The organism is Janthinobacterium tructae (genome assembly GCF_006517255.1).
In the GTDB taxonomy this organism is placed as follows: Bacteria; Pseudomonadota; Gammaproteobacteria; order Burkholderiales; family Burkholderiaceae_D; genus Janthinobacterium; species Janthinobacterium tructae.
In genome coordinates this window covers 2,537,118-2,563,271 of the sequence record NZ_CP041185.1, presented here as the reverse complement: position 1 = coordinate 2,563,271, position 26,154 = coordinate 2,537,118, and the positions used below count along the sequence as shown (strand labels likewise).

25 protein-coding genes are annotated in these 26,154 nt (G+C 61.2%); 15 read left to right on the top strand and 10 right to left on the bottom strand.

Translation table 11 applies throughout. The features are described from left to right. The first annotated feature begins 9 nt into the window (after positions 1-9). A complete protein-coding gene (locus FJQ89_RS11290) occupies positions 10-1,716 on the top strand; it encodes a lactate permease LctP family transporter (protein WP_141170237.1) in 1,707 nt (568 codons plus the stop codon). A gap of 58 nt (positions 1,717-1,774) precedes the next feature. Here FJQ89_RS11290 and FJQ89_RS11285 read toward each other — a convergent pair whose 3' ends face one another. After that, positions 1,775-2,302: an NADPH-dependent FMN reductase gene (locus FJQ89_RS11285; protein ID WP_141170236.1), complete on the bottom strand. Its 528-nt coding sequence runs from the start codon at positions 2,300-2,302 to the stop codon at positions 1,775-1,777. A gap of 111 nt (positions 2,303-2,413) precedes the next feature. Beyond that, positions 2,414-2,647, bottom strand: a complete 234-nt coding sequence (locus FJQ89_RS28725; protein ID WP_096236965.1) for a DUF3563 family protein — start codon at positions 2,645-2,647, stop codon at positions 2,414-2,416. Between the two features lie 304 nt (positions 2,648-2,951). Here FJQ89_RS28725 and fucP point away from each other — a divergent pair, with 304 nt between their 5' ends. Next, the gene (gene fucP, locus FJQ89_RS11275; protein WP_141170235.1) at positions 2,952-4,253 is read left to right on the top strand and encodes an L-fucose:H+ symporter permease; all 1,302 of its coding nucleotides are present in this window, start codon (positions 2,952-2,954) and stop codon (positions 4,251-4,253) included. A gap of 51 nt (positions 4,254-4,304) precedes the next feature. Here fucP and FJQ89_RS11270 read toward each other — a convergent pair whose 3' ends face one another. Continuing rightward, a complete protein-coding gene (locus FJQ89_RS11270; RefSeq protein WP_141170234.1) occupies positions 4,305-5,198 on the bottom strand; it encodes a LysR substrate-binding domain-containing protein in 894 nt (297 codons plus the stop codon). Positions 5,199-5,357: 159 nt separating this feature from the next. Between FJQ89_RS11270 and FJQ89_RS11265 the strand changes: the two genes are divergently transcribed. Further along, entirely contained in the window at positions 5,358-6,854 is a 1,497-nt protein-coding gene (locus FJQ89_RS11265) for an acetyl-CoA hydrolase/transferase family protein (protein WP_141170233.1), read from the top strand. A gap of 78 nt (positions 6,855-6,932) precedes the next feature. Here the strand turns inward: FJQ89_RS11265 and FJQ89_RS11260 are convergent, their stop codons facing one another. Next, on the bottom strand, positions 6,933-7,595 hold the full coding sequence (locus FJQ89_RS11260) for a TetR/AcrR family transcriptional regulator (RefSeq protein WP_141170232.1): 663 nt from the start codon (positions 7,593-7,595) through the stop codon (positions 6,933-6,935). A 301-nt stretch (positions 7,596-7,896) separates the two neighbouring features. Between FJQ89_RS11260 and FJQ89_RS11255 the strand changes: the two genes are divergently transcribed. Together FJQ89_RS11255 and FJQ89_RS11250 are read left to right on the top strand one after the other, a co-directional pair. After that, a complete protein-coding gene (locus FJQ89_RS11255) occupies positions 7,897-9,018 on the top strand; it encodes a M14 family metallopeptidase (protein WP_096236951.1) in 1,122 nt (373 codons plus the stop codon). A 12-nt stretch (positions 9,019-9,030) separates the two neighbouring features. Beyond that, the gene (locus tag FJQ89_RS11250; RefSeq protein ID WP_141170231.1) at positions 9,031-9,495 is read left to right on the top strand and encodes a CYTH domain-containing protein; all 465 of its coding nucleotides are present in this window, start codon (positions 9,031-9,033) and stop codon (positions 9,493-9,495) included. Positions 9,496-9,761: 266 nt separating this feature from the next. Here FJQ89_RS11250 and FJQ89_RS11245 read toward each other — a convergent pair whose 3' ends face one another. From FJQ89_RS11245 to FJQ89_RS11225, 5 genes are all read right to left on the bottom strand, one after another. Next, positions 9,762-11,015: a DUF2863 family protein gene (locus FJQ89_RS11245; protein ID WP_141170230.1), complete on the bottom strand. Its 1,254-nt coding sequence runs from the start codon at positions 11,013-11,015 to the stop codon at positions 9,762-9,764. 213 nt (positions 11,016-11,228) lie between these two features. After that, positions 11,229-13,949, bottom strand: a complete 2,721-nt coding sequence (gene acnA, locus FJQ89_RS11240) for an aconitate hydratase AcnA (protein WP_071076249.1) — start codon at positions 13,947-13,949, stop codon at positions 11,229-11,231. 88 nt (positions 13,950-14,037) lie between these two features. Beyond that, the gene (locus FJQ89_RS11235) at positions 14,038-14,583 is read right to left on the bottom strand and encodes a hypothetical protein (protein WP_141170229.1); all 546 of its coding nucleotides are present in this window, start codon (positions 14,581-14,583) and stop codon (positions 14,038-14,040) included. Positions 14,584-14,596: 13 nt separating this feature from the next. Next, positions 14,597-15,595 carry an HpcH/HpaI aldolase/citrate lyase family protein gene (locus tag FJQ89_RS11230; RefSeq protein WP_141170228.1) on the bottom strand — a complete coding sequence of 333 codons (999 nt, stop codon included), beginning with the start codon at positions 15,593-15,595 and terminating at the stop codon, positions 14,597-14,599. A gap of 111 nt (positions 15,596-15,706) precedes the next feature. Next, positions 15,707-16,696 (bottom strand): malate dehydrogenase, encoded by a 990-nt coding sequence (locus tag FJQ89_RS11225; RefSeq protein ID WP_099762941.1) that lies wholly within the window; start codon positions 16,694-16,696, stop codon positions 15,707-15,709. 304 nt (positions 16,697-17,000) lie between these two features. On the opposite strand from FJQ89_RS11225, the gene FJQ89_RS11220 reads away from it, so the two are divergent. From FJQ89_RS11220 to FJQ89_RS11180, 9 genes are all read left to right on the top strand, one after another. Further along, positions 17,001-17,882: a GntR family transcriptional regulator gene (locus FJQ89_RS11220; RefSeq protein WP_141170227.1), complete on the top strand. Its 882-nt coding sequence runs from the start codon at positions 17,001-17,003 to the stop codon at positions 17,880-17,882. A 306-nt stretch (positions 17,883-18,188) separates the two neighbouring features. After that, positions 18,189-18,611, top strand: a complete 423-nt coding sequence (gene sdhC, locus FJQ89_RS11215; RefSeq protein WP_096236932.1) for a succinate dehydrogenase, cytochrome b556 subunit — start codon at positions 18,189-18,191, stop codon at positions 18,609-18,611. Further along, positions 18,611-18,976 (top strand): succinate dehydrogenase, hydrophobic membrane anchor protein, encoded by a 366-nt coding sequence (gene sdhD / locus FJQ89_RS11210; protein WP_071076254.1) that lies wholly within the window; start codon positions 18,611-18,613, stop codon positions 18,974-18,976. The genes sdhC and sdhD overlap by 1 nt, the downstream gene beginning before the upstream one ends. A 2-nt stretch (positions 18,977-18,978) precedes the next feature. Then, positions 18,979-20,760: a succinate dehydrogenase flavoprotein subunit gene (gene sdhA / locus FJQ89_RS11205; RefSeq protein WP_141170226.1), complete on the top strand. Its 1,782-nt coding sequence runs from the start codon at positions 18,979-18,981 to the stop codon at positions 20,758-20,760. 9 nt (positions 20,761-20,769) lie between these two features. Beyond that, on the top strand, positions 20,770-21,480 hold the full coding sequence (locus FJQ89_RS11200; protein ID WP_034752075.1) for a succinate dehydrogenase iron-sulfur subunit: 711 nt from the start codon (positions 20,770-20,772) through the stop codon (positions 21,478-21,480). Between the two features lie 100 nt (positions 21,481-21,580). Beyond that, on the top strand, positions 21,581-21,862 hold the full coding sequence (locus FJQ89_RS11195) for an FAD assembly factor SdhE (protein WP_034752073.1): 282 nt from the start codon (positions 21,581-21,583) through the stop codon (positions 21,860-21,862). A gap of 122 nt (positions 21,863-21,984) precedes the next feature. Then, positions 21,985-23,286, top strand: coding sequence for a citrate synthase (gene gltA / locus FJQ89_RS11190; protein ID WP_071076256.1), 1,302 nt, complete (start codon positions 21,985-21,987; stop codon positions 23,284-23,286). 97 nt (positions 23,287-23,383) lie between these two features. Further along, entirely contained in the window at positions 23,384-23,725 is a 342-nt protein-coding gene (locus FJQ89_RS11185; protein ID WP_139089974.1) for a winged helix-turn-helix transcriptional regulator, read from the top strand. A gap of 224 nt (positions 23,726-23,949) precedes the next feature. After that, the gene (locus tag FJQ89_RS11180; RefSeq protein WP_141170225.1) at positions 23,950-24,492 is read left to right on the top strand and encodes an NAD(P)H-dependent oxidoreductase; all 543 of its coding nucleotides are present in this window, start codon (positions 23,950-23,952) and stop codon (positions 24,490-24,492) included. 11 nt (positions 24,493-24,503) lie between these two features. On the opposite strand, the gene FJQ89_RS11175 is transcribed toward FJQ89_RS11180, so the two are convergent. Further along, positions 24,504-24,959, bottom strand: a complete 456-nt coding sequence (locus tag FJQ89_RS11175) for an MBL fold metallo-hydrolase (protein ID WP_141170224.1) — start codon at positions 24,957-24,959, stop codon at positions 24,504-24,506. 117 nt (positions 24,960-25,076) lie between these two features. Between FJQ89_RS11175 and FJQ89_RS11170 the strand changes: the two genes are divergently transcribed. Beyond that, the gene (locus FJQ89_RS11170; protein WP_141170223.1) at positions 25,077-26,063 is read left to right on the top strand and encodes a LysR family transcriptional regulator; all 987 of its coding nucleotides are present in this window, start codon (positions 25,077-25,079) and stop codon (positions 26,061-26,063) included. The last annotated feature ends 91 nt before the right edge of the window (positions 26,064-26,154 follow it).

Genomic DNA, 26,154 nt, shown 5'->3' with positions numbered 1-26,154 from the left:
AGACCCGACATGCAAACCTGGACCCAACTTTACACCCCGCTCGGCAGCTTGTGGCTGTCGTCACTGGCGGCAGCCGTTCCCATCATCTTCTTCTTCATCGCCCTGGCGGCGCTGCGCATCAAGGGCCACGTGGCGGCCGCCGTCACCCTGGCGCTGGCGCTGGCCGTGGCGATTTTCGCCTACGGCATGCCCGTGCCGCAGGCGCTGGCGGCAGCCGGCTATGGCTTCGCCTACGGCTTGTGGCCGATCGCCTGGATCATCGTCACGGCCGTCTTCCTGTATAAAATTGTCGTCAAGACGGGGCAGATCGACATCATCCGCGCCTCCGTGCTGTCGGTCACGGACGACCAGCGCCTGCAGGTGCTGCTGATCGGCTTTGCCTTCGGCGCCTTCCTGGAAGGGGCGGCCGGTTTCGGCGCGCCCGTGGCCATCACCTCGGCGCTGCTGGTGGGCCTGGGCTTCAACCCGTTGTACGCGGCGGGCCTGTGCCTGATCGCCAACACGGCGCCCGTGGCCTTTGGCGCCATGGGCATCCCCATCATCGTGGCGGGCCAGGTGACGGGCATCGACCCGTTCCTGATCGGCGCCATGGCGGGCCGCCAGTTGCCGCTGCTGTCGCTGCTGGTGCCGTTCTGGCTGGTGTTCATGATGGATGGTTTCCGCGGCGTGCGTGAAGTATGGCCGGCCGCGCTGGTGACGGGTTTGAGCTTTGCCGTCACCCAGTACTTCACGTCCAACCATATCGGCCCTGAACTGCCGGACATCACCTCGGCCCTCGTCAGCCTGGTGTCGCTGACCCTGTTCCTGAAAGTGTGGCAACCGAAGAATGCGAAAGTGGCCCAAGCGGTCGGCGGCGGCACGGCCGCGCTGTCCGGTTTTGGCGGTGGCGCGGGCAAGGCGGATGTGCGTGGCAGCGGCAGCCGCGCCGCCTCGCCGTATACGACGGCGCAGACCATGCGCGCCTGGGCGCCATTCGGCCTGTTGACGGCCATCGTCACCGTGTGGAGCCTGCCCGGCTTCAAGGCGCTGTTTGCCGCCGGCGGGGCACTATCGAGCCTGGTCATCAAGATCCACGTGCCGTACCTGGACCAGCTGGTGATCAAGAGCATGCCCATCGTGACCGTGCCGAAGGCGTATGACGCCGTGTTCAAGCTGGACCTGCTGTCGGCCGTGGGCACGGCGATCTTGCTGACGGCCGTGCTGTCGATGCTAATGCTGCGCATGAAGCCGCGCGATGGCATCAAGGCCTTCGTGGAAACCGTGGTGGAATTGCGCCGTCCCGTGCTGTCGATCGGCCTGGTGCTGGCGTTTGCCTTCGTCGCCAATTACTCGGGCATGTCGTCCACCCTGGCCCTGCTGCTGGCCGGCAGCGGCGCCGCCTTCCCGTTCTTCTCGCCATTCCTCGGCTGGCTGGGCGTCTTCCTGACGGGTTCCGACACCTCCTCGAACGCCCTGTTCTGCTCTTTGCAAAACACCACGGCGCACCAGATCGGCGTGTCCGACACCTTGCTGGTGGCGGCCAATACGACGGGCGGCGTGACGGCGAAGATGATTTCGCCCCAATCGATCGCCGTCGCCTGCGCCGCAACGGGCCTGGTGGGCAAGGAATCGGACCTGTTCCGCTTTACCTTGAAGCACAGCCTGTTGTTTGCCGTGATCATCGGCATCATCACCATGCTGCAGGCCTACGTTTTCACCGGCATGATCCCGCACTGAGCGTTCCGTAGAAGTACGTAGTAAAACTAGATGAACTGATAGCGAAACGTGCAGAAGGTCATGAAAATGACCTGATGCACTGCAGCATATCCAAGATGGCCCGGCGCAATGCCGGGTCCGCAGCGATGCCGTCGGCATCGAGACCCGACCCCAGCAAAGGCAGGCTGATGCAGGCCTCGTCGATCAGGCGCGCCGACATGGTGCGCGCCGTTTCGCGCAGGGCCGCCTGCGCATGCGTGGCGCGCGGCGAGGCGTTCAGCAGCACCAGCGGCTTGTCGATGAATGATTCATTTCCCACCATCCAGTCCAGCGCGTTCTTCATCGGGCCGCTCACGCCATGCGCGTATTCGGGGCTGGCCAGCAGCAGCACGTCGGCCGCCAGGATGGCGTCGCGCAGGCCCGTCACGGCCGGCAGGCTGTCGGCGTCGAGGTCGGGATTGAAGAGGGGTAATTCTCCCAGTCCCGGATAGATGCAGATGGCATAGTCCGCTGGGGCAAGCCGGGCGATGGCGTGCAGCAGGGCGGTGTTCAGCGAGGCGGCGCGCAGGCTGCCGGCGATGGCGAGGATGGTAATGGGCGTTTTCATTGCGCCTGTATAGCCCATCCTGTGCTCAAGCGCAAGGCGAGCAGGATGGCGCTATGGATATTGCAACAGCCGATGATGGGCTGCGATGCGTGGCCGGATACGGCGCTACTCTTAACGGCTCAGGCCGCTCATCCAGCTAGGCTGCGGGTTGGCGCGGGCCAGTTCGCGCATGCGGTATTCCAGGTCGTAACGGTCGGTCGATTCGGCCAGGTAGGCTTCTTCGTAAGCACGTTCGCGGCGGTCGCTGCTGTGGTTCAGCCAGGCACCGACACGCTTGGCGGCGTGCACCAGGGTGGCGATGATATTGCTGTTTTGCGTGGTGTGGTAAGTAAATGCGGTAGACATGGCAGACTCCTTTGAGTGGCGTGCCGCGTTGTGCTGCACTGCAATATAAGTATAGCGGTTTCAAGTTATAAGGCTACTTTTGATTTCGAATGTCAGCTATTCAATTATCAAATAACTGATGGGAAATCTGCGCAATCCGGGGCCTTTCGGGCATAATGCGGCCGCAGCAAGGTAGTTTTACTACGCGCTCGGCCTTGCGAAGATGTTGCTTTCAAACACGAGCGCTGCCGCTGTCTGGCGGTGCCCACGCAAGCGATGGGCCAGGGCAGGGCACGACATTCTTGGATAGAACAATGGAGAAAGTATGGAACACGTAAAGCAGGGCCTGGGCGCATCGCGCGCACAGGCCGGCACGCAAAACAATACAGGCGCCCTGATCATTGTCACGGTGCTGTTTTTCATGTGGGGACTGCTGACCTCGCTCAATGATGTGCTGATTCCCCATCTGCGCTCGATCTACACCCTGACCTATGTCCAGGCGATGCTGGTGCAGTTCTGCTTCTTTGGCGCCTACGCCATCGTCTCGCTGCCGGCCGGCATGCTGATCAAGAAGATCGGCTACCAGCGCGGCGTCGTCGCCGGCTTGCTGATCGCGGCCGCCGGCTGCGCCATGTTCTACCCGGCATCCACCGGCAGCTATGCGCTGTTCCTCCTGTCCTTCTTCATCCTGGCGGCCGGCATCACCGTGCTGCAGGTGGCGGCCAATCCCTACGTGACGGAACTGGGCGACCCGCAGACGGCGTCGAGCCGTCTGACCCTGACGCAGGCCTTCAACGCGCTGGGCACCACCGTGGCGCCAGCCTTGGGCGGCATGCTGATCTTGTCCGGCACCGTGCTGACGGTGCAGCAGTTCGACTTGCTGCCGGCCGCCGAGCAACTGGCCTACCGCGCCAAGGAAGCCGCTTCCGTGCAAGGTCCGTACCTGGTGCTGGCCGCTACCCTGGTGATCCTGGCCGTGCTGTTCGCGCTGGCAAAATTGCCGAAGATTTCGCATGCCGACGATGCGGCCGTCCTGGCGCAGGATGGCCACAAGGTCTCGATCTGGTCGCACCGCCACCTGGTGCTGGGCGCGCTGGCCATCTTCCTGTACGTGGGCGGTGAAGTCAGCATCGGCAGCTTCCTGATCAACTTCCTCGGCGAGAGCCATATCGCTGGCCTCAGCCACGCCGATGCCGCCTATTTCGTCAGCTATTACTGGGGTGGCGCCATGCTGGGCCGCTTCGTCGGCTTTGCCGTGATGCGCTACGTCAGCCCGGGCAAGACCCTGGCCTTCAATGCCGCCATCGTCATCGCGCTGATCCTCGTCGCCGTGTTCTCCAGTGGTCACACGGCCATGTGGGCATTGATCGCCGTCGGCCTGTTCAACTCCATCATGTTCCCGACCATCTTCAGCATGGCCCTGAACAAGCTGGGTGCGCAAACGGGACAAGGTTCGGGCATTCTGTGCATGGCCATCGTCGGCGGCGCCATCGTGCCGTTCATCCAGGGCTTCCTGGCCGACCACATCAACCTGCAGCTGTCCTTCCTCGTGCCGGCCCTGTGCTACACGTTTATTCTGTACTTCGGCTGGAAATACGCCAGCATGTACAACGACGACGCCAAGTAAGCAAGGTAGCGTTATGAATATAAAGGGTGGCCTCGGCCACCCTTTTTTACGTCAGTGCGCGAACTGCGTGCCCAGCACGTCCTGGCACACCTCGAGCCAGGCGCGCGCCGCGTGCGACAGATAGCGTCCGCTCCAGACGTGCGCCACCTGCCACGCCACTTCCGGTTCGACGAGGCGCACCGCCTCCAGAGGTTCGCCGGCCAGGCGGTGGATGAACGGCTCGGGCAGCAGGGCCACGCCCAGGCCGGCCGAGGCCATCGCCACCAGCCAGTCCCACTGGCCGCTCTGCGCCGCGATGGTCGGCGTGAAGCCCGCCTGCGCGAAATGCTGGCGCAGGCTGCGCGTGAGGGCGAAATCATCCTTTAACAACACCAGCGGCAGCTCGGCCAGCGCCTTGAAGGGCAAGGTCGTGCGGTTTTTCTGGAACGTGCCCGGTTCGGCCAGGGCCCAGATCGGGTAGCTGGCCACTTCCACGGCCACGAGGTCCAGTTCCGGGTCCGCCGGCAGCACCGTCATGCCGATTTCCAGCTCGCCGGCCGTCACCTTGCGCTCGATTTGCTGGCCCGTGTCTTCCTGTAGGGTCAGGCTGATGTTCGGGTGGCGCGCGCGAAAGGCCTTCAAGACGGGCGTGAACAGCACATTGATCATGGGCGGGATGCCGACCGTCAGGCTGCCGCGCTGCAAGGCCTGGGTGTCGCGCACTTCCAGCGTCAGCTGGCGCATGTTCGCCAGCATTTCCTGGCCGTGCTGGTAGACGATGCGGCCCGTGTCGGTGAGCGTCAGCTTGCGCCCGTCGCGCACCAGCAGCTGGGCGCCCACTTCCTCTTCCAGCTGGCGCACCATCTTGCTGATGGTCGACTGGGTCAGGTGCAGCGATTCTGCCGCCTGCGTAAAGCTCGACAGGCGCACGGTTTCGACAAAATAGCGCAGGGAACGGATATCCAAGATGGGGCTCGCCTCGGCGAAGCATGAAAATATCGACTGGGTTTGGCGAAATTAATTCATGCCATGCATGTAAGCGGGATTTTATACTGAATCCACTTATGGGGTTGGTGTATGACAGCCATCCAGTTTGAGAATATTAAGAATATCAGGAGCATCACGATGTACGAGGACCGTATCCGCCACCCAGGCTTGCTCAGCAAAATCATGAGCGCCGATGAGGCAGCCAAATTGTTCCACAACGGCATGCGTGTCGGCATGAGCGGGTTCACCCGTGCCGGCGACGCGAAGGCCCTGCCGCGCGCGCTGGCCGAGCGCGCCCTGCAAGACCCGTTGAGCCTGACCCTGATCACGGGCGCTTCGCTGGGCAATGGCAGCGACGGCCTGATGGCCGAAGCGGGCGTGCTGGCGCGCCGCATGCCGTTCCAGGTCGACCCTGTGCTGCGCGGCAAGATCAACAACGGTGAAGTCATGTTCATCGACCAGCATCTGTCGGAAACAGCCGAGCAGTTGCGTTCGGGTAACCTGGCCGCCGTCGACATCGCCGTCATCGAAGCGACGGCCATCACGGCCGCCGGCGCCATCATCCCGACCATGTCGGTGGGCAACTCCGCCGCCTTCGCCCAGCAGGCAACGCAGGTCATCATCGAAATCAACCTGTCCACGCCGCTGGCGCTGGAAGGCTTGCACGACATCTATGTGCCCCAGGCCTTGCCGGGGCGCGAACCGATACCCCTCACGCGCGTCGACCAGCGCCTGGGCAGCACGGCCATCGCCATCGACCCGGCCCGCATCGCCGCCATCGTCATCACGGACAGCCCCGACAGCCCGTCGAACGCCTTGCCGCCCGACGCGGAAACGCAGGCGATTGCCGGCCACGTGATCGCCTTCCTCGAAGGTGAAGTGGCGGCCGGGCGCATGGGCCCGGAATTGCTGCCCCTGCAGGCGGGCATCGGCACCATCGCCAATGCCGTGCTGCACGGCCTGATCGGCTCGCCCTTCCAGAACATGACGATGTATTCGGAGGTGCTGCAGGACAGCGCCATCGAGCTGCTCGATTCGGGCCAGCTGGCGTTTGCCTCGGCCTCGTCGATCACCCTGTCGGCCGCCGTGCATCAAAAGCTGATGGACAATATCGACCATTACCGCTCAAAAATCGTGCTGCGCCCGCAAGAGATCAGCAACCACCCGGAAATCGTGCGCCGCCTCGGCATCATCGCCCTGAACACGGCACTCGAGTTCGATATCTACGGCAACGTCAATTCCACCCACGTGTGCGGCACGCACATGATGAACGGCATCGGCGGCTCGGGCGACTTTGCGCGCAACGGGCAAGTATCGATGTTCGTGTCGAAATCGGCGGCCAAGGGCGGACGCATTTCCAGCGTCGTGCCGATGGTCTCGCATGTGGACCATACGGAACATGACGTCGACGTGCTGGTGACGGAATGGGGCTATGCGGACTTGCGTGGCCTGGCGCCGCGCGAACGGGCGCCGTTGATCATCGAGCGCTGCACGCATCCCGATTACCGCGATCAATTGCGCGCGTATTTTGACGCGGCCTGCCAGCGTGGCGGCCATACGCCGCACCTTTTGGAGCAGGCGCTGTCGTGGCATACGCGCTACCAGGAAACGCAGAGCATGCTGGCAGCGCAGTAAGCTTCATTGACCTCAAGACAGGGCAGGGCGGTGCAGTACCGCGCCTGCCCTGTTTTACGTCGGTGTCAAATGGTGTTGTCAGGCAGCCGGCGCAAAGCGCAGGCGGATGCCTTGCGTGACGACGGCCAGCAAGTCGTCGATATGTGCATGCATTTCCGGGTGCGGTGTCCATGGGTCGCCCGCATCCATGACGATGCGCAGCGACACGAGGCCGTGCAGCGATTGCCAGAAGATTTGCGTCATCGTATGCAGCGCCGGCTCGTCCTGGCGCACCTGGCCCGCCTGTGCCAGTTCGCCGAACAGGTGCAGTGCGTAGGCGTAAGGATCCTGCTCGATATTGCCATGTTCCACTTCGACGGCGTCGATTTCCGCATGCGGGCGCAATTCCATGAAGATCAGCGAATATTCGTCGGGATGCTGGAAACCGTAATCGATGTAGGCGCGGCCGACCAGGCTGATGCGTTCCCAGGGGTCCATGCTGTTGGCGCAGGCGGCACGCATGGCGCGCACCAGTTCCAGCAAGTCCTTGTCCATGGCCTGGGCGATCAAGGTGGCTTTGTCGCGGAACAGGGCGTACACGACGGTGGTGGAAAAACCGGCCGCCTCGGCCACCTTGCGGATGGAGACGCCGCGTGCGCCACCCTTCTTGATGAGGTCTTTCACGACGTCGATGATGTGCTCGCGCCGCGCCTGGGCTTCGCGTAATTTTCTTTCCTGAATATTGGTCAACTTCTTGTCCACGACTCTTTCCTGGCGACTCAATGAAAGCACGAATTATAGGATGGCGACGGGCTGCCAATGTGTCTGGCATTGTTACAATTCAGTTTTTTGTCCGGTCCAGGCGACAGAGCACCGATTTTTCGCCCTTTTGCCCGGCGCTTTGCCATGGATGCCCCGGATTGGTGCATAAATCGCCCTCCCAGGCTTTGCGAACGGCGCCAAAGGGCGGAAAATAGCGGGATAGCTTACACTGCGTTTTTAGCGCGACGGCGCCAGCCCACGAGGCGACGCCGGAACTCTTACATTTGGACGGGATCATCACATGACCATTAAAATCAGCCAGAACTTCGACTCGGGCGCCATCGAGGTGGTAAGCGCCACCAGTGCCGGCGCCATCGACCTGAACTTGCGCAAGGATAGCCACGCCGACATCCATCAGTGGTTCCATTTCCGCCTGCAGGGCGCGCGGGACCAGGCATGTACGCTGCGCATCCTGAACGCGGGCCAGGCCACGTATCCGGCCGGCTATGAAGACTACCAGGCCGTGGCCAGCTACGACAGCGAAAACTGGTTCCGCGTGCCGACCGCATTCGATGGCCAGGTCATGACGATTTCGCATACGCCGGAGCTCGACAGCGTGTACTACGCCTATTTCGAACCGTATTCGTGGGAACGCCATTTGCGCTTGCTGGGTGAAGTGGCCGAGCATCCGCTGGCGCGCGTGTCCGACCTGGGCAGCACGGTCGACGGCCGCGACATGAATATGGTCACCATCGGCAACCCGCAGGCGGAAAAGAAAATCTGGGTCATCGCGCGCCAGCATCCGGGCGAATCGATGGCTGAATGGTTTGTCGAAGGCTTGATCGACTCGCTGCTCGACGACGCCAACCCGATCGCGCGCAAGCTGTTGCAGCGCGCCGTGTTCCACATCGTGCCGAACATGAATCCGGACGGTTCCATCCGCGGCAACCTGCGCACGAATGCGGCCGGCGCCAACCTGAACCGCGAATGGATGACGCCATCGCTGGCGTCCAGCCCGGAAGTGCTGTGCGTGAAAAACAAGATCCACGAAACGGGCGTCGACATGTTCTTCGACATCCACGGCGATGAAGCCTTGCCGTACAACTTCGTGGCCGGCAACGAAATGCTGGAAAACTTCACGCCGGCGCAAGCGGCGCACCAGAAAGCCTTCATCGAGCGCTACAAGCAGGCCAGCCCTGACTTCCAGGACAAGTTCGGCTACGCGGCCAGCAAGTACAAGTCGGACATGCTGACCCTGGCGTCGAAATACATCGGCCACCACTTCGGCTGCCTGGCGCTGACGCTGGAAATGCCATTCAAGGAAAACGCCGATTTGCCGGACCCTAGCGTAGGCTGGAACGGCGCGCGCAGCGCGGCCCTGGGTGCAGCCATGCTGCAGCCTATCCTGCTGTCGCTGGATTGAACGGCGTTGATCATGGGCGTCGAAATCGAGCGTAAATTCCTGCTTGCCGGCGATGCCTGGCGCGGCCTGGGCCAGGCGGTGCTGCTGCGCCAGGGCTATCTGTCTTCCGCGCGCGAGCGCGTGGTGCGCGTGCGCATCGAAGGCGAACAGGCGATGCTGACCATCAAGGGCGCGAACGTGGGCGCGACGCGCGGCGAGTGGGAGTATCCGATTCCGCTGGCCGACGCCGCCGAATTGCTCGACGGCCTGTGCGAACAGCCGCTGATCGAAAAAGTCCGCCACCGCATCGAGCATGCGGGCATGGTGTGGGAAGTCGACGAGTTCCTCGGCGCCAATGCCGGCCTGGTGGTGGCCGAGATCGAACTGGCCTCGGAAGACCAGCCCTTCGAGAAACCCGAGTGGATCGGAGTGGAAGTGTCGGGCGATGCGCGCTACTACAACGCGAATCTGATCCGCCACCCGTTCTCGCAGTGGTGATAGTGCGTTAAGCGTAGCGTGAAATGCAAAAAAGGCGGAACCGGGGTTCCGCCTTTTTTGTGCGCCAACGCTGTTGTCGGATTACGCCGTTCCGGCTAATCCGACCTACGGCCTGCCTTTCAACCCACCTATTGCATCGACACCTCTTCAAACCGTAGCGAGCAAGCCCGATATCGGGTTGAGTAACGCAGCTGTACTAAAGGTACAGCGAGTAACGCCGACCCGAGAGCGGGCTGCGCAGTAGGTTTGAAGAGTGTGTCATCAGATCAATGGAAATGCTCGGTACCCTGCGGCGTATCTTCCGGCATTTCCGCATGCGCCAGCTCACCGACGGGGTCGGCAAACAAAGGCGCGCCGCAATCGTCGCAGTATTCGCCGACAAAACGTTCCGCGTGGCGCTTGATCTGCGTCACGCCGGCGGCGTTCAGGTGCTCGATGATTTCATCGACGGGCGTCTTTTGCTTGTCCAGCGCGGCGATGCCGACCTGGATCAGGCCTTCGATCGGCGTGCCATCCTCGTCTTCCTGGCCATACAGTGGCCAGACGATGCCGTAGATGACGTCCGGCGCCTGGCGTAGGGTGAAGGCGATGCGGTACTCGTCCACCTGGCTATCGGCAGCTTCTTCGCCGAAGCCGGCGATGACGGCGCGCAGTTCCGACGGCTCGATGGCCAGCGTGTGCGTCAGGTAGTGCACGGCGGCGCGCACGGAGACGGGGCGTATCAGCTTGTCCGCTTCGCGGCAGGCCACGTAGTACGCTTCCGGCAGCAGCAGTTCCAGGCCGCAGCCGGGCAGCAGGCGGGCGATGGTCGGCGTCGCCTGCTCGCGCCATTGTTCCAGGGCGGCACTGCGCTCGGCGATGAAGTCGAGCTGGCTGGCCGGCGTCTGCCAGCGGAACAATGGTGCGCCGCTTGGGGCCACCACGGCCACCAGCAGGTAGCGCGTGTCGGCCAGGAAGGGCGCCGTTTCCGCCTCTTTGCTTGAGGGCTTGACGGCCGTGCCTTTCAGCGCGGCCAGTGCCAGCTTCTGCGTCTTGACATAGGTCTCGACGTGGCTGCGCGGCAGCTGGTCGATCGAGTACAGGGTCGGCGCCATGGCCATCTTCGTGCCATCGGCCAGCAGGTGGGCGGCGAAATGCGCGGACAATACGCCGTGCGCATCGCCGGCCATCGGGCCGGAAGCGATGGAAAAGCGCGTCCACGCGAGGATGGGTACGGCCACCAGCAGAGCGTCGTAGCGCACGTCTTCGTGCGTGATGAGGGTCGATTCGCTGACGGCTTCAACGCAGTCCATCAGCACGTCGTAGGCGTTCAAGTCTTCCTTGAACAGGCTGCCCAGGGTGTTGTCGATGGTGTCCTGGTGGCCGGTTTTGAGTAATTTCTGGAGCTGCGTATCCAGGCTGTGTTCCCAGGACCGCTCTTCGAGACGGCTGGCTGCCTGTACGATCGCCTGGGCAAAGGTGACCAGGCGCTGGCTGTCGGCAGTCAGTTTATGGGATGAATCTTTGGAAGGACGACGCATAGCGGGATAAGAGTCTCGGAAAGTGAAAAAAATGGATCAGTCAAACAATGATAAACCCTTATAACCGTATTGTAGAGGATTCGGCCGCACGCAATACGTAAGCTGTTCTTAGATCATGCCAATAGTCGAAAATTCAAGTAAAAACGGGGCAGCAGGACGAAAAAAAAGCGCCGGTCGGAACCGGCGCTTTATCTTGCCTCACGGCTGGGCTGATTACTCGGCCAGCAGTTGACGCAATACGAATGGCAGGATACCGCCATGCTTGTAGTAATCGACTTCGATCGGCGTATCGATGCGCAGCAGCACTTTCACGTCGACGCTGGTGCCGTCGGCGCGGTGGATCACCAGGGTAGCCAGTTGCTGTGGCTTGATTTCGCCTTCGAGGCCTTTCAGGTCGAAGGTTTCATTGCCGGTGATGCCCAGGGTTTGCACGCTGTCGTCGCCGATGAATTGCAGCGGCAGCACGCCCATGCCCACCAGGTTCGAGCGGTGAATACGCTCGAACGAACGGGTGATCACGGCTTTCACGCCCAGCAGTTGCGTACCTTTGGCTGCCCAGTCGCGCGACGAGCCCGTACCGTACTCTTCGCCGCCGAAGACCATGGTTGGCGTACCTTCAGCAACATATTTCATCGCTGCGTCGTAGATCGACATTTCTTCGCCGGAAGGCTGGTGGATCGTGATGCCGCCTTCGACCGCCGAACCGTCTGCCTTGGCAGGGATCATGCGGTTTTTGATACGCACGTTGGCGAACGTGCCGCGCATCATGATTTCATGGTTACCGCGACGCGAGCCGTAGGAGTTGAAATCCGCTTTCAGGACGCCGTTTTCCTTCAGCCATTTGCCTGCAGGACCGTTTTCCTGGATCGAGCCGGCTGGCGAGATGTGGTCGGTGGTGATGGAATCGCCGAACACGCCCAGTGCGCGCGCGCCTTCGATGCCGGTGGCCACTGCCGCTGGCGTCATCGAGAAGTTGTCGAAGAACGGTGGTTCCGCGATGTAGGTCGATTTCGGCCAGTTGTAGACTTGGCCGGAGACGGTGGTGACTTTTTCCCACAGCTTGCCTGGCGCGCCCTTGACGTCTGCGTAGTTGTCCTTGAACACCTTGGCGTTCATGGCGAACTTCATCATGGCCGACACTTCAGCCGAGGTCGGCCAGATGTCGCCCAGGTAGACGTCCTTGCCGCCCTTGCCCTTGCCGACAGGTTCGGTCATCAGGTCGCGCGTCATGTTGCCGGCGATGGCGTAGGCGACGACCAGCGGTGGCGAGGCCAGGAAGTTCGAGCGGATGTTCGGGTGAATACGCGCTTCGAAGTTGCGGTTGCCCGACAGCACGGCCGACGCGACGATGTCGTGCGTGGCAATGGCGGCGTTCAGCTCAGGCGTCAGGTCGCCGGCATTGCCGATACAGGTGGTGCAGCCGTAGGCGGTCACGCCGAAGCCCAGTTTTTCCAGGTACGGCAGCAGGCCGGCAGCCGTCAGGTACTCGGTGACGACGCGCGAGCCGGGAGCCAGCGAAGTCTTGATGTGTGGCGCGACTTTCAGGCCGGCTTCGACGGCTTTCTTGGCCAGCAGGCCGGCAGCCAGCATCACGCTCGGGTTCGAGGTGTTGGTGCACGAGGTGATCGCGGCGATCAGCACGTCGCCGTTCGACACTTTCACGCCATTCGTCGTTTCGTACACGGCGTTCAGGTCGGCCGGATTCTTGTTGAAGCCGTTTTCCGTGGTTGGCTTGGCGAACAGTTCGGCGAAGTTCGCCTTGACGTTGCCGATTTCGATACGGTCTTGCGGGCGTTTCGGGCCGGCCAGCGACGGTGCGACCGTGGCCAGGTTCAGTTCCACCACGCGGGTGTAGTCGATGTCGCCCGCTTTTGGAATGCCGTACAGGTTTTGCGCCTTGAAGTAGCTTTCGAACGCGGCGATTTCAGCCTTGCTGCGGCCGGTGCCCTTGAAGTAATCGATGGTCGCGTCGTCGACCGGGAAGAAGCCCATGGTCGCGCCGTATTCCGGTGCCATGTTGGCGATCGTCGCGCGGTCCGTCAGGGTCAGCGATTCGGTGCCTTCGCCGAAGAATTCGACGAACTTGCCGACGACTTTCTCTTTGCGCAGCAATTCGGTGATGGTCAGTACCAGATCGGTGGCGGTGCAGCCTTCGCGCAGCGCGCCGGTCAGGTTCACGCCGATGACGTCAGGCGTCAGGAAGTAGACCGGTTGGCCCAGCATGCCCGCTTCCGCCTCGATGCCGCCCACGCCCCAGCCGACCACGCCGATGCCGTTGATCATGGTGGTGTGCGAGTCGGTGCCGACCAGGGTGTCAGGGTAGTACACGTCGCCGGCTTTCTTGCCTGCGTGGTGCACGCCGCGTGCCAGGTATTCCAGGTTGACCTGGTGGACGATGCCGAAGCCTGGTGGCACGACGCCGAAGGTGTCGAATGCCTGCATGCCCCATTTCATGAACTGGTAACGCTCGTTGTTACGCGAGAATTCCAGTTTCATGTTCAGGTCCAGCGCTTTCTTTTCGCGGTAGTGATCGATGGTCACCGAGTGGTCGACCACCAGGTCGACCGGTACCAGCGGTTCGATCTTCTTGGCGTTGATACCCATCTTGGCGGCCACGTTGCGCATCGCTGCCAGGTCGGCCAGCAGGGGAACGCCGGTGAAGTCTTGCAGCACGACGCGGGCCACTACGAACGGGATCTCGTCGGTGCGCTCGGCGGTCGGGCCCCAGCTCGCCAATTGCTTGACGTGTTCTTCGGTGACTTTTTTGCCGTCGCAGTTGCGCAATACCGATTCGAGCACGATGCGAATCGACACTGGCAGGCGGGAGACATTGATGCCCAGGCTTTTTTCCAGTGCCGGCAGGGAATACAGCTTACCCTTCTTGCTATCCGAAATATTAAAGTCCTTGAGCGTGTTCAGAGTGTTGCGGGACATGACCTCTCCTTGTTGGGTATCGTCTATTTATTGATGATTCAAATTACAAAACATGACTGAGCCCCCGAAGAGGCCCTTGCTACGCACATCAGCCGCCAGTGACTGGCAAGACGCCCAGCGAAGGCGCCGCTTCCAGCACTGCCGCCGGCTTGGCTTGCTCCGCATCCTTGCATTCATTGGCCAGCTGGCGGCCCTGCTTGGAATCGAGCAGCATGCCTTTGGCCGGGATGCCGATCCAGACCAGGCCGTACAAGCGGTTTTCGAAGCGGTTGGCGCCGGTGGTGGTGCCAACGCGGCTCAGGCGATGCAGGCGCTTCTTCCAGCGCAGGGCGATGTGTTTGTCGTCAGTAGCATTGGTGTAGATGGTAATTTTATTACCAAGTTCACAATTGAAATCGGTGGAGGCCGAGCCTGCGGTGTTCGGTTCATCGGCTTCTTCCTTGTCGGCGACCGACATGGCGAGCGGATGGGCTTCCTTGACGGCAGCTTTTGCCTTGGTGGTCTTGGCCTTTGGCTTGGCCTTGACTGCCTTCGGATTTGCCTCTGCCGTGGCGGCGAAGCTGGCTGGCGCCAGCGTGAGGGTCATGGCGCCCAGCGCGACGCTGCAGGCAATGGCTAATTTGGAGAGGGACATCGTGTAATTCCTGTCAGTTTTCAGTGGTGCTGGAAGAGGGGGCGTTGAGTAATGCAGCGGCCGCCTCGGGCAGGCCCAGGCCCGCCAGTTTGGCGCGTTGTAAAACGGTCCAATAATATCGGTAGCTGGCGCGGTCATGCAAGCGGCCATTTTGCGCAATCGGCCCCCAGTTGGCGCGCAGCGCTTCATTGAGGATGTTGCTGGCCTCGTTGACTTCGGACAGGCGCGGCGTAAAGGCCTTGATGATGGGCTTGATCTGGTCCGGGTGGATGCTCCACATGCGCGTGTAGCCGAACTCGGCCGTTGCGCGCTGGGCGTCATTCGCCACCACGGCCGAATCGCGCACGTCCGTCGTCACGTTATGCGACGGCACCTTGCCGTGCGCGTGGCAGGCGGCCGCCACTTCGAGCTTGGCGCGCACCACCAGCGGGTGCGTAAACTGGCCCGGCGTGCGCATGGCGGCGGCGGGAATGGCGCCGTAATGGGCTGAAACGAAATCCATGATGCCGAAGGACAGGCATTCGACCTGGGGCAGGGCGGCGATGGCGTAGGCGTCACGCAGTGCGCCGTGCGTCTCGATCAGTATATGCACGGGCAGGTTGTCGCGGCCGGCGCGGCGCGCGTGCAGGTTGATCAGGTCGATGGCCAGCATGGCATCTTGCACGCCGCCCACCTTGGGCACGGCGATGTAGGCCAGGCGGGCCGCGGCGGTGCAGATGATTTCCACGTCGCGCGCGAAAAACGGGCTGTCGACGTCGTGTACGCGCACGCCGATGCGGTTGAACTGGTTCTCGTCGCTGGCCAGCAGGCCGGCGATCATGTGGGCGTGCGACTCTTCATTGCCGGCGCTGGCGCCGTCTTCGCAGTCGAACGTGATGTCGAACAGGGGCCCAAGCTCTTGTTGCAAAGCAATCGATTTACGCATCAGCTTTTCAGAGCCGGCGTAGTGGTCGCAAGCGGCGAGCAACAGCGGCTGGCGTTTGCCTTGGAATAAAACCTCGGAAGGGTGCATGCTTAAGGCATTTCTGCAGGTAAAAACTACTTGATAAAACAGCCGCGCCGCGAATCTCGCGGGGCGGCCTTCTTGGCGGGCGGCGCTCAGGCCGCGCCGCCAATACTGGATTTATGCCAGCAGGTGTTTCACGCCTTCGCGCTCTTCGGTCAGTTCTTTCAGGGTCAGGTTGATGCGCTCTTGCGAGAATGCATCGATTTCCAGACCTTGAACGATGGTGTACTCACCGTTGTCGGTGGTGACCGGGAAGCCGAACACGGTGCCTTCAGGGATGCCATACGAGCCATCGGAAGGTACGCCCATGGTGGTCCATTTGCCAGCCGTGCCCAGCATCCAGTCGTGGATGTGGTCGATGGCTGCGTTCGCTGCCGACGCTGCCGACGACAGGCCGCGCGCTTCGATGATGGCCGCGCCGCGCTTGCCGACGGTAGGCAGGAAGGTGTTGGCATTCCATTCCTGGTCGTTGATCAGGTCCTTGACGGCCTTGCCGTTGACGGTGGCGAAACGGTAGTCGGCGTACATGGTTGGCGAGTGGTTGCCCCAGACGGTCAGCTTCTCGATATCCTTGACGGCGGTGCCGGTCTTGGCAGCAACTTGCGACAGCGCGCGGTTGTGGTCCAGGCGCAGCATGGCGGTGAAGTTTTTCGCTGGCAGCGACGGTGCCGATTTCATGGCGATGTAAGCGTTGGTATTGGCAGGGTTGCCGACCACCAGGACTTTGACATTGCGCGAAGCGACGGCGTCGAGCGCCTTGCCTTGTACCGTGAAGATCTGCGCGTTCGCTTCCAGCAGGTCCTTGCGTTCCATGCCTGGGCCGCGTGGACGCGCGCCAACCAGTACGGCCACGTCGGCATCCTTGAATGCGGTCAGTGGATCGGAGTGGGCGGTCATTTCCGTCAGCAGCGGGAAGGCGCAGTCGTCGATTTCCATCATCACGCCCTTGAGCGCCTTCTGGGCTTTTTCGTCCGGGATTTCAAGCAGTTGCAAGATGACAGGCTGGTCTTTGCCGAGCATGTCGCCATTGGCGATGCGGAACAACAGGGCGTAGCCGATCTGGCCGGCGGCGCCGGTCACTGCAACACGCATTGGGGTTTTAGCCATGATGAATCTCCAAAGTGGGAAAGAAAACGGGCTTGAAGCTGGACTTACGCTTATCCGGAAAAACTATAATGATACCAAAACCGGCACGCGCCACCGAATTGCTGGTGTACGCTGCCGTCACGCTCGTGCTGCACGAGGCCAGAGTGGCTGGCCGACAACATAAAACGCTGGCTCAGAAGTTTTATCGAGGGCAGTTTAGGCCTCCGATCTGTATCTGTCAATCATATCTTATGTCTTATATAAGACAGATAACTGCGAGTGTTTTACTGGACGCGGGCAGTGATTTGTGTTGAAATGTCGGACTATGAATCCCGCCTCGTCCAATCTGACCAACAATGCCACTGCTGCAAGCGGGGCGGTCAGTCCGACCGCGGGCACTGCGGCCACGCCCGTCGCCGCAGCCGCCAGCACGCCCGTCAGCGCGGTGGCCAGCAGCAATACCACTACGGCGATGCCCGTCGCCAGCGCTTCACCCACCTTCAGTCCCCTGTATCAGCAGATCAAGGCGCTCATTACGCAGAGCCTGCAATCGGGCGAGTGGAAGCCGGGCGAGCTCATTCCCAGCGAAGTCGAGCTGGCAGGGCGCTTCAAGGTCAGCCAGGGCACGGTGCGCAAGGCCATCGATGAGCTGGCCGCCGAGAACCTCGTCATGCGCCGCCAGGGCAAGGGCACCTTCGTTTCCACGCACCATGAGGCGCGCGCGCATTTCCGCTTCCTGCGCCTGGTGCCGGACGAAGGCGTGCCGCATTATCCCGAAAGTAAATTTATCGAAGTCAAGCGCGTGCGCGCGCCGGCCGACGTGGCGCGCCTGATGGATCTGAAGTCCGGCGATGCCGTCATCTTCATCAAGCGCGTGCAGTATTTCGACGGCGTGCCGACCATCGTCGAGGAGCTGTGGCTGCCCGGCCTGATCTTCAAGGGTCTGACGGCCGAGCGCCTGGTGGAGTACAAAGGCCCCATGTACGGCCTGTTCGAAACGGAATTTGGCACGCGCATGATCCGTGCGTCCGAGCAGATCCGCGCCGTGTGTGCCGACGCGGGCGCCGCGCAATTGTTAAATATTGACCTCGGCACGCCCTTGCTCAGTTCCGAGCGCGTGTCGTTTACCTATGGTGACAAGCCGGTCGAACTGCGCCGCGGCTTGTATCTGACCAGTCGCCATCATTATCAGAATGAACTCAGCTGAAGCGGCGGGGCGCCTGCGGGTACCCGGACAAGCAGCAAGGCTGAAGTGCATCGCTTGCAAGATGCCTGCCGCAAGGCGGGCAGCGGAGACAACAGAAAGCGCAGCTAAAGCATGGCCCGCTCCGGCGGGCCGTGCTTTGCCGGCGATTCTGTAATTAAATTACGTGAACTACGGAAAGTAGCGCGATATTTTGTAGTAAAAAACCATTTTGGTTATATGCAACAATAGATATTGGTGTGGGTTGCGAAAATCGGCGAAAATCGCGGCTTCGCTTCAATATTTAGTTATCAAGGGGAGGTTTTTGTTATGTCTGAAGCCGTAAGAGAAGTACCAAAAAAAGAACGGCCGGAATTCCGTAACATTCATGTTACCGAATTGTCGAACTACCGCATGGCCGTCGGCGCCATCGTCTCGATCCTGCATCGCATCAGTGGTTTCATCATGTTCGCCCTGCTGCCCTGCATCCTGTACATGCTGGAACTGAGCTTGCGTTCCGAAATGTCCTACGCTTACTTCCAGGGCATCGCCTCGCACTGGTTCGTCAAGCTGATCACCCTGGCTTTGGTCTGGGCCTTCCTGCACCACTTCTGCGCCGGCATCCGCCACCTGTTCATGGATGTGCACGTTGCTATCGAAAAAGATTCGGCACGCAAGACCGCCACGTCCGTACTGGTCGTGAGCGTGGTGTTGACGGCATTGGTCGCTTTGAAACTGTTTGGAGTATTTTAATGGCAGACAATAACATCGGACCGAAACGCCTCGTCGTCGGTGCCCATTACGGCTTGCGCGACTGGCTGGCGCAACGCGTCACCGCCATCGTCATGGTGGCTTATGTGGCCATCCTGCTGATTTCCTTTCTCACCGGCAGCAACTTCAGCTATGAAGGCTGGGCCGGTTTGTTCGCGCAGCAGTGGTTTAAATTGTTCAGCCTGGTGACTTTCGTCGCCCTGTTTTACCACGCATGGGTTGGCGTACGCGACATCTGGATGGACTACGTGAAAAGCGCTGGCCTCCGTCTGACGCTGCAAATTGCCACCATGCTGTGGTTGATCGCTTGTGCCGCTTGGACGGTGCAGATACTCTGGAGTGTGTAATCGTGGCAGCATATAAATCTGCAATTCCTACCCGCCGCTTTGATGCGGTCATCGTTGGCGCCGGCGGTTCCGGCATGCGCGCGTCGTTGCAACTGGCTGAAGCCGGTCTGAACGTCGCAGTCCTGTCGAAAGTTTTCCCGACCCGCTCGCACACCGTGGCGGCGCAGGGCGGTATCGGCGCCTCGCTCGGCAACATGGCCGAAGATAACTGGTTCTGGCACATGTTCGACACCGTCAAGGGTGGCGACTATCTGGGCGACCAGGATGCCATCGAATTCATGTGCCGCGAAGCACCGAAAGTCGTGTACGAACTGGAACACTTCGGCATGCCATTCGACCGCAACCCTGACGGCACCATCTATCAGCGTCCATTCGGCGGCCACACGGCCCACTTCGGCGAAAAGCCGGTGCAGCGCGCTTGCGCGGCAGCCGACCGTACCGGTCACGCCCTGTTGCACACGCTGTACCAGCGCAACGTGCGCGCCCGTACGCACTTCTTCGTCGAATGGATGGCACTCGACCTGATCCGTGACGCCGAAGGCGACGTGATCGGTGTTGTGGCGCTGGAAATGGAAACCGGCGAATGCATGATCCTGGAAGCAAAGACGACGGTCATGGCAACGGGCGGCGCAGGCCGTATCTTCGCCGCCTCGACGAATGCCTTCATCAACACCGGCGACGGCATGGGCATGGCGGCACGTGCCGGCCTGCCGCTGCAAGACATGGAATTCTGGCAGTTCCACCCGACCGGCGTGGCCGGCGCGGGCGTCTTGATCACCGAAGGCGTGCGCGGCGAAGGCGGCATCCTGATCAATAGCGAAGGCGAACGCTTCATGGAGCGCTATGCGCCGACCCTGAAGGATCTGGCACCGCGCGATTTCGTCTCGCGTTCGATGGACCAGGAAATCAAGGAAGGCCGCGGCTGCGGTCCGAACAAGGACCACGTGATGCTGGATCTGCGTCATATCGGCGCCGACACCATCGCCAAGCGCCTGCCGTCGATCCTGGAAATCGGCCACAAGTTCGCCAACGTCGACGCCACCAAGGAACCGATTCCTGTCGTGCCGACGATTCACTACCAGATGGGCGGTATCCCGACGAACATCCACGGCCAGGTCGTCACCCCGACCGGTCCGGACAATTCGGCGAAAGTCGTCAACGGCCTGTACGCGATCGGCGAATGCGCCTGCGTGTCGGTGCACGGCGCCAACCGCCTGGGCACGAACTCGCTGCTCGACCTGGTGGTCTTCGGCCGCGCGGCCGGCAACCACATCGTCAATAGCGGCCTGAAAGCCAAGGAAAACAAGCCTTTGCCAGCCGACGCTGCCGAATTTGCCATGGGCCGCCTGGCGCGCCTGGAAAACTCGACCGGCACGGAAACCGTGCAGGGCGTGGCGAACGACATTCGCGCAACGATGCAGAAGTACTGCGGCGTATTCCGTACCGACGAGATGCTGAACAAGGGCGTCGAAGAAATCATGAAGCTCGACGAGCGCCGCAAGCACGTCTCCTTCAAGGATAAATCGATGGTCTTCAACACGGCCCGCGTGGAAGCGCTGGAACTGGACAATCTGATCGAAACGGCGAAAGCGACCATAGTTTCGGCAGCGGCGCGCAAGGAATCGCGCGGCGCCCACGCCCAGGACGACTATCCACAGCGTGACGACGACAACTGGATGAAGCACACTCTGTGGTATTCGGAAGGCAACCGACTGGCATACAAGCCAGTCGTGACCAAGCCGCTGACGGTTGATACCTTCAAACCGAAACCACGTACTTTCTAAGGCTATACCATGGCACGCACTCTCAAATTCAAAATCTACCGCTACGATCCTGACCAGGATGCCAAGCCGTACATGCAAGACCTGACGGTCGAACTGAAAGACACCGACAAGATGCTGCTCGACGCACTGCAGCGCATCAAGGCGGACGTCGATGACTCGCTGGCCCTGCGCCGCTCGTGCCGTGAAGGCGTGTGCGGTTCGGACGCGATGAACATCAACGGCAAGAACGGCCTGGCATGCACCACCAACCTGAACGAACTGTCGGAGCCTATCGTGCTGCGTCCGTTGCCAGGTTTGCCGGTCATCCGCGATCTGATCGTCGACATGACGCAATTTTTCAAGCAGTACGATTCGATCAAGCCGTTCCTGATCAACGATTCGATCCCGCCTGAAAAAGAACGCCTGCAGTCGCCGGAACAGCGCGAAGAACTCGATGGCCTGTACGAGTGCATCCTGTGTGCATGCTGCTCCACGTCGTGCCCGTCGTTCTGGTGGAATCCGGACAAATTCGTCGGCCCGGCCGGCCTGCTGCAAGCCTACCGCTTCATCGCCGATTCGCGCGACGAAGCCACCGGCGCGCGTCTGGACAACCTGGAAGACCCGTACCGCCTGTTCCGCTGCCATTCGATCATGAACTGCGTCGACGTTTGCCCGAAAGGCTTGAACCCGAACAAGGCGATCGGCAAGATCAAGGAATTGATGGTCCGCCGCGCGATCTGATTCGTCTGATCGCATCCGCCGGGCGCCGTTTGCGGGAAGAGGGTATCCTCTCTTGCCTGCAGGCGGCGCCTGCAAAGCAGTACGTAAAGTGGTAAACCAAATGACAGAATCAATTTTGTCCTCGCATCAGGCCGACCCGGCCAACCGCGCCCGCCTGCGCTGGCGTTCACGCCGTGGCTTGCTGGAAAACGACATTATCCTGACCCGTTTTCTCGATGCGTATGAAACCGAATTGACCGATGAAGAAGTTGACGCGCTGACGCGTTTGCTGGATTTATCGGACAATGCGTTAATGGATCTGGTACTGGCCCGTAAAGAGCCGGAAGGCGAAGTCGATCTGCCGCATGTGCGCGCACTGCTGCAACGACTGCGCATTGCCTAGACGCCTGGGCGATATATTGCAAACGGTGCGAGTGGCGCGCTGTAGCACTGCCGAGTGCGGTGCGAATTGCAGCCAGAATTTTTGATTTTTTATTTCGACTCACTCCCGAGAAGGAAGAGCCCATGAATATCTCTGACACAAAAGCTACCCTGTCGTTCTCCGATGGCAGCCCATCGCTTGAATTTCCAATCTACAAAGGCACGGTTGGCCCGGACGTCATCGACATCCGCAAACTGTACGCCGGTAGCGGCAAGTTCACCTACGACCCAGGCTTTATGTCGACGGCCGCCTGCAACTCGTCGATCACCTACATCGACGGCGACAAGGGCGAGCTGCTGTACCGTGGTTACCCGATCGAACAGTTGGCCGTCAACGCCGACTTCATGGAATCGTGCTACCTGCTGCTGAACGGCGAACTGCCGAACGCGGCACAGAAAGCCAAGTTCGTCGACACCGTCACCAAGCACACGATGGTGCACGAACAGATGCAATTCTTCTTCCGTGGCTTCCGCCGCGACGCGCATCCGATGTCGGTCCTGGTGGGCACCGTCGGCGCGCTGGCATCGTTCTACCACGATTCGCTGGACATCAACGACCCGCATCACCGCGAAGTGTCGGCCATCCGCCTGATCGCCAAGATGCCAACCCTGGTCGCCATGACCTACAAGTACTCGGTCGGCCAGCCGTTCGTGTACCCACGCAACGACCTGTCGTACAGCGCCAACTTCATGCACATGATGTTCGCCAATCCGTGCGAAGAGTACAAGGTTAACGACGTGCTGGTGCGCGCTCTGGACCGCATCCTGATCCTGCACGCGGACCACGAGCAAAACGCATCGACTTCGACCGTCCGTCTGGCCGGTTCGTCGGGCGCCAACCCGTTCGCCTGTATCGCTGCCGGTATCGCCTGCCTGTGGGGCCCTGCCCACGGCGGCGCCAACGAAGCGGCACTCAACATGCTGAAAGAAATCGGCACCGTCGAGAACATCCCTGCCTTCATCGAGCAGGTCAAGGACAAGAACTCCGGCGTCAAGCTGATGGGCTTTGGCCACCGCGTGTACAAGAACTTCGATCCACGCGCCAAGCTGATGCGTGAAACCTGCTACGAAGTGCTGCAAGAACTGGGTCTGCAAGACGATCCGCTGTTCAAGCTGGCGATGGAACTGGAAAAGATTGCACTGAACGACGACTACTTCGTATCGCGCAAACTGTATCCGAACGTCGACTTCTACTCGGGCATCGTGCAATCGGCGCTGGGCATCCCGGTGTCGCTGTTCACCGGTATCTTCGCTATGGCCCGTACGATCGGCTGGATCGCCCAGTGGAACGAAATGATCGCCGACCCAGAGCAAAAAATCGGCCGTCCGCGCCAGCTGTTCGTCGGTTCGACGACGCGCGAAGTACTGCCACTGGACAAGCGTTAATCCAGAGCGGTATCGAGCAAACAAAAACGGGCTTCGGCCCGTTTTTTTATGCCGGGCTGTTATGCTCAGCCCCTGGATCAACAGGAAGCACAACGCGATGAATGAAGAAACCTGCGCCCCCGGTGGCGTGGCCCTCGGCGATACGGCATTTGGCTACACCTTGTCGCTGATCGGTGGCAAATACAAGATGCTGATCCTGTACGCGCTGGCGGAAAATACGGTGCTGCGGCACAACGAACTCAAGCGCCATCTCGGCGGCATCGCCTTCAAGACCCTCAGCGTCGTGCTGAAGGAGCTGGAGGCCGATGCGCTGATCGTCCGCAAGGAGTATCCGCAAGTGCCGCCCAAGGTTGAATACTCGCTGTCCAGCAAGGGCGCCTCGCTGATCCCCGTGCTGCATACCTTGTGCGAGTGGGGCGAGCGGCACCAGCCAGTCTGACCCGCATGTGCATGCCCGAGGGGCTGTTCATCGCCAGATTACTTACCTTTCTTCCTGTATGAGCAGTCAATGTGCGTACTTGTGAAAAGTACCCGGTATGGCTATGCTGTTTCTGTCTTTGCAGGCGCGCGGCCACATGCTGCGCGCCACGGGGCAGGGTACCGGCTTGCCTGCTTTCCTGAGAGTGTGGGGCCGGTGCATCCATTTCACTTCAGGAGAGCAGCATGATGAAAACCCTCGTAATCGTCTTCCATCCCTCGATCGCCACGTCGGTGGCCAACAAGCGCTGGCTGCAGGAACTGGCGCAGTATCCTGACCGTTACACCATTCATGATGTGTACCAGGCTTATCCGGAAGGAAAAATCGATGTGGCGTGCGAACAGGCGCTGGTGGAGGCGCACGCCAATGTGGTCTTGCAGTTCCCCGTGTACTGGTTTAACTGTCCGCCCATGATGAAGCAGTGGCTCGATGAGGTGCTGGCGTATGGCTGGGCTTACGGCACGGGCGGCGATGCCTTCCAGGGCCGCAAGGTGGCGCTGGCCGTCACGGCCGGCATCCGGCAGCAGGACTTCACGCCGCAAGGCAAGTGGAGCGTCACCCTGGCGCAGCTGCTGGCGCCGTTTGATGTCACCCTGGCGTATATCGGCGCCGACAAGCGCCGCTTCTTTGCCTTTTATGGCGCGGAAGACGGGCCGAAGGAGGTGGGCTATGCCGAGCGGCTGGCGCGCAGCGCGCAAGCGTATGAACGCTACCTGGCTGCCTTGTAAGACGCGGGGTGTCAGTTGAATGCCGCTTCCAGCTGGCGCAAGGCAATGTGCCGGCCCTCCAGTTGCAGGCTGTCGCCCTCATAGGGCTGGGGCATGACGATGCGGCGCGGCGCATTGTGCTTGAGGATGCCGCCCCAGTGGGCGACCCTGGCACCGGCTTGGCGGCGGATCGCCTCGACCGTGGCGCCGCTGGCGAGGATGTGGGCTTGCGGAAAGGCTTGCTGCAATACGCCCAGGCCGAAATAGGCTTGCGGTTCGGCCGCACTGATATAGATGGTGGTCAGGCGCTTGCCGCTGGCGGCGATGGTGTGCGCTAACTGCGTCGCATCGTTGCGCAGGAACTGGGCGTTGATCAGGATGGCATCCGCCACGCCGCTCAACAGTATTGAGGTGGAGGGTGCGCAGCCCAGCACGTCCAGTTGGAAGGTTTCCAGCGTGCGGTAAGGAAGGGTGGCGCGTGCCAGCATAGGATTCTTTCGCTATTCGATACTCTTGCTGCATATTATCCTTTCGACCAAATGCGACAAATAGGGTAGATTGCAATACTTAGTTGCATGGATCGGATGAATCAAGGGAGTATCCGCATGGACCGCATCACCGCCGCACAAGTATTTGTCGCCATTGCCGAACGCGGCAGCATGGTGGCTGCCAGCGAGGCGCTCGCTATGTCGCGTGCCATGGTGACGCGCTACATGGCCGAGATGGAGCAGTGGGCGGGGGCGCGTCTGCTGCATCGCACCACGCGTCGTTTGAGCCTGACGGATGCGGGCGAAGCGACCCTGGCGCGCTGCCGCCAGATGCTGGAAGTGGCCGGCGCCATGGCCGTTGCCTCGCCCGGGGGAATCGACACGCCGCACGGCTTGCTGCGCATTACTTGCTCGCAATCGCTGGCGCAGACGGCGCTCGCTGGGGCAGTGACCGCTTACCTGCGGCGCTACCCGCGCGCTGCTGTCGACCTGCAGATGGAGAACCGCGCCGTCAACCTGGTGGAGCAGCGCATCGACCTGGCGATCCGCATCACGAACGCGCTCGAACCGAACCTGATCGCGCGCCAGCTGGCCAGTTGCGCCTCGGTGGTGTGCGCTGCACCATCGTACCTGGCGGCGCACGGCACGCCGCGCCGGGCGGAGGATCTGGCCCTGCATAACTGCCTGACCTATACGTATTTCGGCAAGAGCTTATGGCAGTTCACGCACGACGGGGAAGCGCTCACTGTCCCCGTCAGCGGCCGCCTGTCGGCAAATGAATCGCTGGTGCTGCTGGTGGCGACGGTGGCGGGGGCCGGCATCGCCATGCAGCCGCGCTATTCGGCCGCGCCGCTGATCGCCAGCGGGCAACTGGTGGAACTGTTGCCCGCCTATCAGCCGCAGGACATGGGCATCTACGGCATCTATACCTCGCGCCAGCACATGTCGCCGCTGCTGCGCACCATGCTCGACTTCCTGGTGGACTGGTTTGCCGGCGATGCCGATTGGCTGGCGGCCATCGCGGCGGCGCCGTCATCTGGCAGACCAGTCGGGCGCAAGCGGCACGCCAGCGCGGGCGTGAAAGTGCCGGAAGCACAACAGTAACAGGCTGGCAAGCCCGGGAAAATCAAGCACCAAGCTTACATTTGCTTGCCAAATAAATTCAACTTGCAGTTGTTGCGTTACAATACCGCGT